At 54.0% G+C, this 12160-nt stretch carries 10 protein-coding genes; 3 read left to right on the top strand and 7 right to left on the bottom strand.

Annotation, left to right across the window (positions count from 1 at the left end; translation table 11 throughout):
• Positions 1–19: 19 nt before the first annotated feature.
• The 5 genes from phnE to AC2FAK_RS21765 form a co-directional block, all read right to left on the bottom strand.
• Positions 20–799: a phosphonate ABC transporter, permease protein PhnE gene (gene phnE / locus AC2FAK_RS21785; RefSeq protein ID WP_013095111.1), complete on the bottom strand. Its 780-nt coding sequence runs from the start codon at positions 797–799 to the stop codon at positions 20–22.
• Between the two features lie 116 nt (positions 800–915).
• Positions 916–1932 carry a phosphonate ABC transporter substrate-binding protein gene (gene phnD, locus AC2FAK_RS21780; RefSeq protein ID WP_095455747.1) on the bottom strand — a complete coding sequence of 339 codons (1017 nt, stop codon included), beginning with the start codon at positions 1930–1932 and terminating at the stop codon, positions 916–918.
• A 23-nt stretch (positions 1933–1955) separates the two neighbouring features.
• Positions 1956–2744: a phosphonate ABC transporter ATP-binding protein gene (gene phnC, locus AC2FAK_RS21775; protein ID WP_095455748.1), complete on the bottom strand. Its 789-nt coding sequence runs from the start codon at positions 2742–2744 to the stop codon at positions 1956–1958.
• Between the two features lie 173 nt (positions 2745–2917).
• Entirely contained in the window at positions 2918–3361 is a 444-nt protein-coding gene (gene yjdN, locus AC2FAK_RS21770; protein WP_023621457.1) for a VOC family metalloprotein YjdN, read from the bottom strand.
• Positions 3362–3441: 80 nt separating this feature from the next.
• A complete protein-coding gene (locus AC2FAK_RS21765) occupies positions 3442–3777 on the bottom strand; it encodes a zinc ribbon domain-containing protein YjdM (RefSeq protein WP_013095115.1) in 336 nt (111 codons plus the stop codon).
• Positions 3778–4377: 600 nt separating this feature from the next.
• Between AC2FAK_RS21765 and crfC the strand changes: the two genes are divergently transcribed.
• A complete protein-coding gene (gene crfC, locus AC2FAK_RS21760; protein ID WP_095455749.1) occupies positions 4378–6732 on the top strand; it encodes a clamp-binding protein CrfC in 2355 nt (784 codons plus the stop codon).
• Positions 6729–7604 carry a diguanylate cyclase regulator RdcB family protein gene (locus AC2FAK_RS21755; protein ID WP_029882903.1) on the top strand — a complete coding sequence of 292 codons (876 nt, stop codon included), beginning with the start codon at positions 6729–6731 and terminating at the stop codon, positions 7602–7604. Before crfC ends, AC2FAK_RS21755 begins: the two co-directional genes overlap by 4 nt.
• A gap of 43 nt (positions 7605–7647) precedes the next feature.
• Here the strand turns inward: AC2FAK_RS21755 and kdgT are convergent, their stop codons facing one another.
• Positions 7648–8640, bottom strand: a complete 993-nt coding sequence (kdgT, locus tag AC2FAK_RS21750; RefSeq protein ID WP_013095118.1) for a 2-keto-3-deoxygluconate transporter — start codon at positions 8638–8640, stop codon at positions 7648–7650.
• Between the two features lie 649 nt (positions 8641–9289).
• Between kdgT and proP the strand changes: the two genes are divergently transcribed.
• Positions 9290–10792 carry a glycine betaine/L-proline transporter ProP gene (gene proP, locus AC2FAK_RS21745; protein ID WP_095455750.1) on the top strand — a complete coding sequence of 501 codons (1503 nt, stop codon included), beginning with the start codon at positions 9290–9292 and terminating at the stop codon, positions 10790–10792.
• A gap of 33 nt (positions 10793–10825) precedes the next feature.
• On the opposite strand, the gene AC2FAK_RS21740 is transcribed toward proP, so the two are convergent.
• On the bottom strand, positions 10826–11779 hold the full coding sequence (locus AC2FAK_RS21740) for a nickel/cobalt transporter (RefSeq protein WP_095455751.1): 954 nt from the start codon (positions 11777–11779) through the stop codon (positions 10826–10828).
• Positions 11780–12160: the final 381 nt, after the last annotated feature.

Here is a 12160-nt window from a genome sequence, read left to right as displayed (position 1 = left end):
CCAATCAAAGCCTCGCTTCTCAGATGAAGTGCTTACGCAAACGTTGAGAGAGGAAATCCAGCAGGCTGACGGTGATGATGATGAGTACCATCAGGGCGCAGGTTTGCTGGAACTGGAAACCGCGGATCGCCTCCCACAGGGTGACGCCAATGCCGCCTGCGCCGACCATGCCGACGACGGTGGCGGAACGGACGTTAGATTCGAAGCGGTAGAGCGAATAGGAGATCAGCAGCGGCATGACCTGGGGCAGCACGCCGTAAAGGATCTCTTCAATTTTGTTGGCGCCGGTGGCGCGAATACCTTCGACCGGGCCGGGTTCAATGGCTTCCACGGCTTCGGAAAGCAGCTTGGAGAGCACGCCGGTGGTGTGGATGAACAGCGCCATCACCCCCGCGAACGGCCCCAGACCCACGGCAACCACGAACAGCATCGCGAACACCATTTCGTTAATGGCGCGGCAGGCGTCCATCAGGCGGCGCATCGGCTGATAAATCCACCACGGAACGATGTTTTCCGCGCTCATCAGGCCAAACGGAATGGAGAGAATAACGGCCAGGGCGGTACCCCAGACGGCGATTTGCAGGGTGACAGCCATTTCGCCGAGATAGTCCTGCCACTGGCTAAAATCGGGCGGGAAGAAGTCGGCAGCGAAGGTGGCCATGTTACCGGCGTCTTTAAACAGCAGCAGCGGATCCATCTCCGCGCCCTTCCAGGAGATAACCAGCACCGCCAGCAGGATGGCCCAGCTAAATAGCGAGAACCAACTGCGTTTCGGCGGTGGGAGGGTGATGGTTTGCATGTTGACTCCTTTGTGTTTAGTTCCCTCTCCCTGAGGGAGAGGGTTAGGGTGAGGGGGATATGTGCGCGCTGATGCCCTCACCCCGGCCCTCTCCCACAGGGAGAGGGAGAAAAGCGTTACTGCACCGCTTTATTCACACTGGTCATTGCACCAAGCGCGGCGGTCAGGCGGTCCAGGTCTTCCAGCTGGGCCTGTATGGCTGCCACTTTGCTGGTCTTCTCCTCGTCCTTAAGCCCCTTGTTGTCCTTCACGCCCTGCATCTCTTTAAACAGCGCCAGCTGGCGAATCGGGACCAGCTGCAGGTCGCTCGACGGGCGGAACGGTGCCCAGCCCAGACGCGTCAGCACGGCTTTCTCTTCCGGCGTTTTGCCGTAAGTCATAAAGAAGTCGTACACCTTGTCCTTGGTGCTTTCAGAGAGGTTTTTGCGCCAGACAATCGGGTCTCCCGGGATAAGAGGGGATTTCCAGATCACCTTCAGCTCTTTCAGCTTGTCCGGTGCGGAGGTCTTCAGCTTGTCGAGGTTTTCGGTGTTGTTGGTGGCGACGTCCACCTGCTTGTTGGCCACGGCCAGGGCGTTGGTTTCATGGCTGGCATTGACGGTGCGTTTGAAATCGGTGGCAGAGGCATTATTTTTGGCGAAGACGTAATAGCCCGGCACCAGGAAGCCTGAAGTGGAGTTCGGATCGCCGTTGCCGAAGGTCAGTTCTTTGCGTTTGGCGAGCATATCGTTGAGGTTATTGATCGGGCTGTCTTTGTTGACGATCAGCACGCTCCAGTAACCCGGAGAGCCATCGGCAGCAACGGTCTGGGCAAAGACCTGGCCGTTTGCACGATCCACCGCTTCCATGGCGGAGAGGTTGCCATACCAGGCGATGTCCACTTTGTTAAAGCGCATCCCCTGGATGATGCCCGCGTAGTCCGGGGCGAAGAAGGCGTTTACTTTGATCCCCAGTTTGGTTTCCATATCTTTCAGGAAGGGTTCCCACTGAGGCTTCAGGTTCTGCTGTGATTCCGTCGAAATAATGCCAAAGTTCAGCGCTTTTTCCTGCTCCTCGGCGTACGCAGGGCTTAACAGGGTGCTGATGCTGAACATGCTGGTGAAAGCCAGCGCGGCAACCGTTTTATAGCTCATTTCCATTCCTCGTAGTGGGGACGTTATGCAGCCTTCGCGTTCTCTTCGACACGGTTAATGCTGCGGTAGAGATGGTCAAAACGTTCGTTATCAAACTGGTGGCTTGCGCCATCAAAGAACACATGTCCCTGACGCAGGGCGACAATGCGCTCGCAGTAGCGCAGGGCGTAATCCACCTGATGCAGCGTCACCACCACGGTGATGCCGTCGTTCTGGTTAATGTCATGCAGGGTTTCCATCACGATGCGGGCGGATTCCGGATCCAGCGAGGCGATGGGCTCGTCGGCAAGGATGATTTTCGCTTTCTGCATCAGGGCACGGGCGATGGCCACGCGCTGCTGTTGTCCACCGGAGAGGGTGGAGACGCGCTGATGGGCGAAGTGCGCCATGCCTACGCGGGTGAGTGCCCGCAACGCCTCTTGCTTCTGTAATGGGGAGAACCAGCGCAGACAGGTGCGCCAGAATTGGGTGCTGCCGAGCGCGCCAATCAGCACGTTCTCCAGCACCGTCAGTCGATTTACCAGATTAAATTGCTGGAAGATGCAGCCTGTCTGCGCGCGGCTTTTGCGGATATCCCGCGCCAGTCGCCCTGCGCGCTGTACGGTGTTGCCCAGCAGTTCAACGTGGCTTTCCGGGATGCTATCACCGGTAATCAGGCCGCTTAAGTGACGCAGAAGGGTGGATTTACCTGAACCGGATGGCCCCAGCAGCGCTACCATGTCGCCCTGCTGGACGGTCAGATCAACGGCGTGCAGAGCCTTGTTGTGATGAAAGGTCTTGCTCAGTTTCTCGACGCGGATGACGGTTTGCATATGCTGGGCCTCACAATAAATGTGGCCTCATGCTGGCGCATTAATATGACATTTGGGTTAAGTGCAGGTTGCGGGAGTTTGAAGAGTTGAAGTGAAAACGATGACAATCTTTCCAGACCCGGTCAGCGCAGCGCCACCCGGGGGTGTTGCCGGATGCGCTGCGCTTATCCGGCCTACGAACTTTGTTGCTGCTTAACGACGTTAATCATCCACGGCACGCCGTATTTGTCGGTGACCTTACCGAAACCGTGCGCCCAGAAGGTCTCCTGCCAGGCCATTTCAATATTTCCGCCATCCGCGAGATTGTCGAACCAGCGTTTGCCTTCATTGACATCCTGTGTGTCGAGAACCAGCGTGAATCCGGCATACTGCGCCTTACTGCCCGGCGGCAGGCCATCGCTCATCATGATATCGCTGCCCGCAATGCGAACGTTGGAGTGAGCTATAGCGGAGTCCGGGAACTGCATGCCAGACGGGCAGCCTTCTTCGCTGCTCTCGCTTTTTGGCATTTCGCCGAAGGTGATTTTATAGAGGAGTTCTGCGCCGACGGCCTGCTGATAAAAGGCGGTTGCCTCTGCACAGTTGCCGGCGAAAGAGATGTAGGGACTTAACGGCATAATCTTTACCTCACGTAAGAAAAGCCCATTAAGTGTAGTGGGTGTGTGCCCGGTAAGCGAAGCGCCACCGGGCGGGTAAATCAGTTCTTTTTCACAAACTCAGATTTCAGTTTCATTGGACCAAAACCGTCAATTTTGCAGTCGATATTATGATCGCCTTCAACCAGACGGATATTCTTCACTTTGGTCCCGATCTTCAGCATGGAAGAGCTGCCTTTAACCTTCAGGTCTTTGACGACGGTGACGCTGTCGCCATCTGCCAGCAGGTTACCGTTAGCATCTTTTACAATCAGCACGTCAGCATCCTGTGACGGCTCTGCGTCGTTCCATTCGTGGGCGCATTCCGGGCAAATGAACATGCCATTATCTTCATAGGTGTATTCAGAATTGCATTTCGGGCAGTGTGGAAGTTGCATCGGGGGTATCCTCAAAAAAGTGCTTAACACGCTGGAAAGTGCCAGCAAAATGACGGCAGAGCGCCGAAAAAGAGGGCAAGTATAACGCAAATCCACACGATTGTCGGTGATATTGTTTAATAAAAAAAAACCGAAAAGCGTGTTGCGGGTGACACTTTCTGTCAGTCGGTTAAGCGATGCTAACGCCATTAACGTGTTGGGAAGAATTGACACTGAATATATCGAATATTTTATTGCGGCAAATTGCTACGTTCCGCCATTTCGGATAAGGTGAAGCGACACATTGTTATTTATCGCCGGTTTTCGTCGTCGTACATCTGTTATGACGCTGAACCATTCCCTCTCTTTTTAGGTGGGTAAATAATGATGATATATCCTGAAGTTTCTTAAAAATGGGCTACGCTTTTTATCTTTTGACTATCAGGTCAGGAGAAAAGCTTTTCACGCCATGCAAGGATAGCGATTTATTTCTGATTGTCTTCAATCAGTTATATTTCGGTGAACATGTTTTCCACACGTGATCATATAAGCCGAAAAACATAATTAAAACCCGGTGGCTTAATAAAAGTAATAAATTTGCGTTAAGGAAAGGCTTTTATCATGCACACACAGACAATTTTTGAATTAAGCCAGGAAGCAGAACGGTTGCTACAACTCGCCCTGCAAAACCTTGATACCTTGAAATCAATGCCGATAGCGATGCTGGAGAGTACCGCGACGGCCATTACGGGTGAAAAGAACAACGTTTTACCTTTGCATTTTAGCGCGCGTGGTGTCGAAGCACAGCAGGCGATGCTGAATAGTGAATTGCGCAAAATAACCCGTCTGGAAATGGTGCTGGCTATTGTTGGAACCATGAAGGCGGGGAAATCGACCACCATTAATGCGATTGTAGGCACCGAAGTGTTGCCCAACCGCAACCGTCCGATGACGGCGCTTCCGACCCTTATTCGTCATACGCCGGGCCAGAAAGAGCCGGTACTGCATTTTACGCATGTCTCTCCCATTGATGATTTGATCCAACTGCTACAGAAAAAGCTCTGCGATGACGATCGCGGTAAGCTGGCGCAGCGTCTGGAAATCGATAAAGACATGAATACGCTGCTGGAGAGAATTGAAAGAGGCGAGGCTTTCGAGAAGCACCACCTTGGGGCGCAGCCGATATTTCATTGTCTGAAAAGCCTGAACGACCTGGTGAGGCTCTCTCAGGCGCTGGACGTGGCCTTCCCGTTCTCAGAGTACGCGGCGATAGAGCATATACCGGTGATTGAGGTGGAGTTTGTACATCTTGCGGGTCTGGATGCGCACCTGGGGCAGCTGACGCTGCTGGACACGCCTGGGCCAAATGAAGCCGGGCAGCCCCATCTGCAAAAAATGCTCACCGAACAGTTGTCCCGCGCCTCCGCGGTGCTGGCGGTGATGGACTATACCCAGCTCAAATCGATTTCTGATGAAGAGGTTCGTCAGGCCATTTCGGTAGCGGGAAAATCGGTGCCTTTGTATGCGCTGGTGAATAAATTCGACCAGAAGGATCGCAACAGCGACGATGAAGAGCAGGTCAGGGCGATGATCTCCGGGACCTTAATGAAAGGGAACATCTCTCCGGGACAAATTTACCCTGTTTCGTCGATGTGGGCCTATCTGGCAAACCGCGCCCGCTATGAGATGGCGAACCATGGGCAGCTACCGGATCACCAGGAACAGCGCTGGGTACAGGACTTTGCCGAGGCCGCGCTGGGGCGTCGCTGGCGTACGGCGGACCTGGACGATATCGAACATATTCGCCATGCGGCTGATTTGCTGTGGGAAGATTCGTTATTTGAACAACCTATCCGCAAACTGATTTACGCCGCCTATGCCAATGCGTCGTTATTTGCGCTGCGTTCGGCGTCGCATAAGCTACTCAACTATGCCCAAAATGCCAGAGAGTATCTCGATTTTCGCTATCAGGCCCTGACGGTGGCCTTTGAATCGCTGGAGCTGAATATTACGCGTCTTGAAGAGGATATGGCTCTGCTGCAAACGCGGCAGCGCGTGGCCAGCGAAGAAGTCAAACACGAAGTGGAGCAGGCCCTCCACGCCACTGACGATTTTATGGCGTTGCAGAAAGGAGCCCTTCAGCAGGCGATTGGCCATATCTTCAACAGCCACACGCTACTTGATTTGGCAGGTATTGATCCGCTGAATCATCGGCAGGATGCGCAGGAGGCGCTGACGCAGCTGGTGCTGGATGATGAGAGGCAGGCGCAAACGGTGCTGAACAGCATCCGCTCCGCCTGCGAGCAGGTAATGCTGGACGCACAGACGAAAATCAGCCGGGAGCTGGCGCTTCGCTTCGATCAACTGGAGTCTACGCTGGCGCGTTCGCTGAATGAGGCGATGCGGCCCATTGAGCTGCGTATTAAAGAGCAGCTCAGCCATGCCGGTTTCCGGGCGCGGATCAGTTTCCCGGCATTTCAGGCAAATCAGCTGAACTTCAATACGCGGGCGCTGTTTACTGATGCCATCGCGGAGGATACCCGTCCGGCAGGCCAGCCATCGGCTGCGGGAAGTGTACGGGAAACGGTGTCGCGCTGGCTGAACAATCCTGGCTGGGGCTGGGAAGATTATGTGGCGACGCGCACGCGATACGTTATTGATATTGCGCAGCTGCATGACAAGTTTATGCAGCATATTGATCAGTTTTGTGAACAAATCCGTAAAGCTTTAACCGCGCAGGTCGATGTCTCTGTTACGGCGGGTATGGCAACGTTCTTTGCAGAATTTTCGTTATGCCTTGCCGGGTTACAGGAAAGCTTGCGTGATAGCCTCGCAGTCCGTCAGCAAAATGAGCATTCGACCCGATCGCTCAGCCAGCTGTTGAAACAAAGTATCACGACTGCGACGTGGATTCAGGAAGATACCCGACTGTTACGCGATGATATTCAAACTCTTTTCGCGGCAGAGCAACCATGACAACACAGCTACTGGACGGTCCCGGGCGGACGCTGGAGTGTATCCATCCTAAATTTATGGTCGATCTGGTCCAGGGGGTAGACGCGCCGCGTCATACCCATCTGGGGCCGCAACAGCTGCAGTTTCGTGAGCGTTTGACGCAGGAGATCATGACGCACACCCGGCTGCGACCGTGGGCAATGGCGGGAATGCTCAACGAAAATGCGGCTCTGCGCCTGGGGCTGGCGGAAAAGCTGGCCGGCATGCTGGATCCGGGGCATCTCGCGCTGACGCGTATGGCCGATAAACTGGTTGCCCTGCGCCAGCAAACCTCTCTGCGTACGCAGCCATCGCCGGGCCTGGTTCAGCAGTACGCTGAACTCTCTTCCCATTTTCTTCAACGCGCAGCCTATAAAGAAAAGGCGTTGTCCCAGCGTGGGTTAACGGTGCAGGCGGGCGATCATAGCGAGCAGATTTTTACCCGCTGGCGGGCCGGACACTATGATGGCTGGTCGCTGGCCGGGCGTTGCTACATTGTGCTGGAAGAGCTGCGCTGGGGAGCATTTGGCGATGCCTGTCGTCTGGCGAATGCGGACGTGGCGGCAATGCTCAAGGATAACCTGCGCAGCATGGCGGCAAATTATCTGGCGCAGGGGATCAATGCTTCTCCCACTACCCGCCATTTTTATCACCAGTGGCTCACAACCCCCTCTACGCCGGGGAGCATCGATCATAAAGATATGCTGGGCTGGCTGGGGGACTGGTGTCAGGCGGACAGCCACCCGGTGAGCTGGTCAGTAACTCAAAACTGGCAAACGGTCGCGCTGGGTATGCCGAGACTCTGTTCGGCAAAGCGGCTGGTGGATGGGATGGTGGAAGAAATTTTTGGTTGAACCCCTCACCCGGTGGGGAGAGGGGCCGGTCTTATGCGGTGCGTTAATGATGAAGCTCTACCGCTTTTGGTTCTGTATCCGGCTCGGGGAGATTGCCGAAGCGCTTCGCATACAGGGCCGTGATGATGGGCACCAGAATGGCGGTGACGATCACGCTGGCGGCAACCAGCGCCGTTGCCGAGGCCGCAACCGGTTCGAAAGCCGGGTTAATCTGGGCAATGATCACCGGATTCGCCACGGCGGCCCCGGCGGCTGAAGAGGCGGCTACACCTGCCGTTCCGTTTCCTCCGCCAATTACGCGATCGGCAATGATCAGCGGAATGCCGGTGATAATGATAACAGCCACGCCCAGGACAATACCCAGCAGACCGGTATCGAGGATCACCTTCAGGTTAATGGTATTCCCCAGCGCGAAGCCGAAGAACGGGATCAGCACCGGCGTGGCTTTGCTGAAGAAATCGCGCAGATCGTGGTCCAGATTCCCCAGCGCAAAACCGATCAGGAAAGGCAGGATCGCGCCGACAAAGTGGTGTGGTTCAAACGAGGCCAGCCCCGCCGAGCCCAGAATCAACATCGTCATCAGCGGACCGGACTCCAGAGACATCAGCACAAAGGCGCCAGACTCCTCTTTTGTGCCGTACTGGTTCATCAGGCTGGCATAGAGCCCACCGTTAGTCATATCCATCGCGGAGACAATGGCCAGAACGGATAATCCGGCGAAGAATCCGGTCTGAATGCCATTCTCCGGAATGAACAGTGCACAGACCATTGCCACAACCCAGGCAACCGCAATTTTCGTTATAACCAGCGTTCCGGATTTACGTAATACGGTGCCCGTTGCCCGCAGGTTAATAGATGCTCCAATACAAAAGAACCAGACGGCCAGAATGGGCACGGTTCCCGTAATCATTCCTTTTGTGAAACCACCAAAATAAGCACCGGTATCAGGTGCCAGGGTATTCAGAATGGCGCCAAGCACCAGAGGAACCAGCATCATCCCGCCGGGGATGCGTTCTATTGTGGCTTTAATCTTCATGTACAACCCTCACATCGTGTCCCGCGTGGCGGACGGAATGCTATCGAAAATAAAATCAACAAATTCAATTAATTGAAAGGATGCTTAGCCTGGCGCTTCGTTATCCTTTCAGGGAAATTAATCGCGCGCTCTTGATTCATGCCGCTCAAAAGCCCGCTGGACGTTGCGTTCGGATTTATCATGCGATCATTGGAATGATGATTCAATGAAAATAAAACAGTGTTTTAGTTATCTCTATCACATATTCAGCGTAAATATTCGAACCGCGTTTTAATATTTAAAATTTATGTAAATCTGATGTGACGCAGTATGGTTTTGAGAATTGTTGTGCAGGCGATAATAACGTGCGTGAGCATGTTCTTTTTTGGTGGATAAGAAAGAGCTGATGGGCGGCAATTGACAAATATTGAACTCAGTTGACGATACGGAAAAATATATGTGAAGTTGATCACAAATATAAACGCTGGTAGGGTAAAAAGGTCATTAACTGCCCAGACAGGCGTCAACAGGTTCGGTTGTATCGACGTAAAACGTCAATGTAAGTAAACCTGCTACGCTTGAATAAGGCGATTCGCATGGAGCGGATCCCCGTTTCACGGTTCACCAGATGGCCGGAGAAATGGACAGGGCTGAGTCTACGAGGAAAGCTATGCTTAGAAGGAAAAAGATTAAACCCATCACGCTTCGCGACGTCACCATCATCGATGATGCAAAACTGCGTAAAGCGATCACAGCCGCCTCGCTTGGTAATGCGATGGAATGGTTCGATTTTGGTGTCTACGGCTTCGTGGCCTATGCGTTAGGTAAAGTGTTCTTCCCCGGCGCCGACCCCAGCCTGCAGATGATTGCCGCGCTGGGTACGTTCTCGGTTCCCTTCCTCATTCGCCCGCTGGGTGGTCTGTTCTTCGGTATGCTTGGTGATAAATATGGTCGTCAGAAGATCCTGGCCATCACCATTGTCATTATGTCGATCAGTACATTCTGTATCGGCCTGATCCCGTCTTATGCTTCGATTGGCATCTGGGCACCAATATTGCTGCTGCTCTGTAAGATGGCTCAGGGATTCTCCGTAGGGGGAGAATACACCGGTGCCTCGATCTTCGTTGCAGAGTACTCCCCGGACCGTAAACGTGGCTTCATGGGAAGCTGGCTGGACTTTGGTTCCATTGCCGGGTTCGTCATGGGTGCGGGCGTGGTGGTGCTGATTTCAACCGTGGTTGGTGAGGCGAACTTCCTTGAATGGGGCTGGCGTATTCCGTTCTTCCTCGCGCTGCCGCTGGGGATCATTGGCCTGTACCTGCGTCATGCGCTTGAAGAGACGCCTGCGTTCCAGCAGCACGTTGATAAGCTTGAGCAGGGTGACCGCGAAGGTCTGCAGGATGGCCCGAAAGTCTCCTTTAAAGAGATCGCGACCAAACACTGGCGCAGCCTGCTGGTCTGTATCGGCCTGGTGATCTCCACGAACGTGACTTACTACATGCTGCTGACCTACATGCCGAGCTATCTGTCGCATAACCTCCACTACTCGGAAGACCACGGTGTGCTGATCATTATCGCCATCATGGTGGGTATGCTGTTTGTGCAACCGATTATGGGGCTGTTGAGTGACCGCTTTGGCCGTCGACCGTTCATTATTCTGGGTAGCGTTGCGCTGTTTGCCCTTGCTATTCCGGCATTCATTCTGATTAACAGCAATGTGCTGGGCCTGATTTTTGCCGGCTTGCTGATGCTGGCGGTGATCCTCAACTGCTTCATCGGGGTGATGGCCTCTACACTACCGGCCATGTTCCCGACGCATATTCGCTACAGTGCGCTGGCGGCGGCCTTTAACATCTCGGTTCTGATTGCCGGTCTGACGCCGACGCTTGCCGCCTCTCTGGTGGAAAGTACGCAAAACCTGATGATGCCCGCTTATTACCTGATGGTTATCGCGGTGATTGGTTTGGTTACGGGTATTACCATGAAGGAGACGGCGAACCGTCCTCTAAAAGGGGCGACGCCTGCGGCATCGGATATTCAGGAAGCGAAAGAGATCCTGCGCGAGCACTACGATAACGTCGAGCAGAAGATTGAAGATATTGACGCAGAGATTGAAGAACTGCAGAAGAAACGCTCCCGACTGGTGGACCAACATCCACGCATCAACGAGTAATCAAAAAACCCGCCGCTGGCGGGTTTTCTTTTATTAGCATCCTGCGGCGATGTAATCGCCATTGGCGCTGATGGGGATCACCGTCAGGAACAGGATGGTCGCAAACAGGATCAGAACAATCCCGCCAGCAATCTTGACCGCCGGAACCAGCCACTTCAGCGAGGCGCCGCCGCCAAACCAGGCGACCGTGCGCTCCCGGGCGTAACGCACGGCCAGCGATAGCCCCATAATCGATAGCGCGGTTCCCAGCGACATGGTCATTACCGCGGCCATTCCCCAGGTGACGATGCCCAGCGCATTCGAAAACATCAGGATCATAATGGCCCCACTGCACGGACGCGCGCCGATCGCCAGAATTACACCCAGACGGGTTTTCCAGTCACCCTGCGCAAGGTCTACCCCTACGCCGTGATGGCCGCAGCCACAATGTTCATCATGCTGGTGAAGGGGCGTGATGGCGGAGATTGCCATCCTGCGCGGGCGCAGGCTTTTCAGCGCCTGGTAAATGATAAACGCGCCGAATGCGCCAATGAGGACCGCGCTTATCTTCTCGACATACCAGCGGCTGGTACTGATATCCCCGGACGCCAGGTTAAACCCCACCGCCAGAATAAAGACAAACAGAATGGCGCTGACGCCCTGCAGCATACTGCCAAAAAAAGGAACGACCCGGGCAGCCAGTTCGCTCTCTTTATTTGTACTGAGATAGGTAGTGACAATGAATTTGCCGTGCCCCGGCCCGATAGCGTGAAGTACGCCATAGAAGAACGCGCCGGTTAATAGCCATAAGCCACCGCTGTACTGATGGTTATTAAGCTGCAACAGGTACATCACCAGATAACGGTGCAGGGTGATTTGCGTAGCAAGACACCATTGGATGAAAGCCCCCCAGTGTGCGTGCAGAGTGAAGCCCGCAATAAGGAGTAGCAGCGTCATGAGGCCAGCGCCAGGAATGCGCCAGTCTCGGGTGAGGCGTTGTGTGATCATGGATATTGTCTGTCAGGGAAAATATTTGCCAATAGTATAGTTGATTATCCCCCTCAATCCGTGGGTTCTTATGAAGCTTACGCGTTGTGTTGTGGATAAGTCTGTGTGTAAAAGGGTATAAAGCGGGGTTTTGCTGGGGAATACAGCAGTCAGTCATCTTTTTGCAACTTTTCGGTTGCGGTCGCTCGGGAACTCCCTATAATGCGCCTCCATCGACACGGCGGATGTGAATCACTTCACAAACAGCCCGGTCGGTTGAAGAGAAAAAATCCTGAAATTCAGGGTTGACTCTGAAAGAGGAAAGCGTAATATACGCCACCTCGCGACAGAGCGCTGAAGCGCGTCGCAACTGCTCTTTAACAATTTATCAGACAATCTGTG

The organism is Enterobacter cloacae complex sp. 394F7 (genome assembly GCF_057320385.1).
This window is presented reverse-complemented; position numbering and strand designations above follow the sequence as displayed.

Bases quoted from the DNA above. Each gene is read 5' to 3' on its own strand.
- phnC (WP_095455748.1), bottom strand. From the start codon at position 2,744: ATGCAAACCGTCATCCGCGTCGAGAAACTGAGCAAGACCTTTCATCAC.
- AC2FAK_RS21765 (WP_013095115.1), bottom strand. From the start codon at position 3,777: ATGCAACTTCCACACTGCCCGAAATGCAATTCTGAATACACCTATGAA.
- proP (WP_095455750.1), top strand. From the start codon at position 9,290: ATGCTTAGAAGGAAAAAGATTAAACCCATCACGCTTCGCGACGTCACC.
- AC2FAK_RS21755 (WP_029882903.1), top strand. From the start codon at position 6,729: ATGACAACACAGCTACTGGACGGTCCCGGGCGGACGCTGGAGTGTATC.
- crfC (WP_095455749.1), top strand. From the start codon at position 4,378: ATGCACACACAGACAATTTTTGAATTAAGCCAGGAAGCAGAACGGTTG.
- kdgT (WP_013095118.1), bottom strand. From the start codon at position 8,640: ATGAAGATTAAAGCCACAATAGAACGCATCCCCGGCGGGATGATGCTG.
- phnE (WP_013095111.1), bottom strand. From the start codon at position 799: ATGCAAACCATCACCCTCCCACCGCCGAAACGCAGTTGGTTCTCGCTA.
- yjdN (WP_023621457.1), bottom strand. From the start codon at position 3,361: ATGCCGTTAAGTCCCTACATCTCTTTCGCCGGCAACTGTGCAGAGGCA.
- phnD (WP_095455747.1), bottom strand. From the start codon at position 1,932: ATGAGCTATAAAACGGTTGCCGCGCTGGCTTTCACCAGCATGTTCAGC.
- AC2FAK_RS21740 (WP_095455751.1), bottom strand. From the start codon at position 11,779: ATGATCACACAACGCCTCACCCGAGACTGGCGCATTCCTGGCGCTGGC.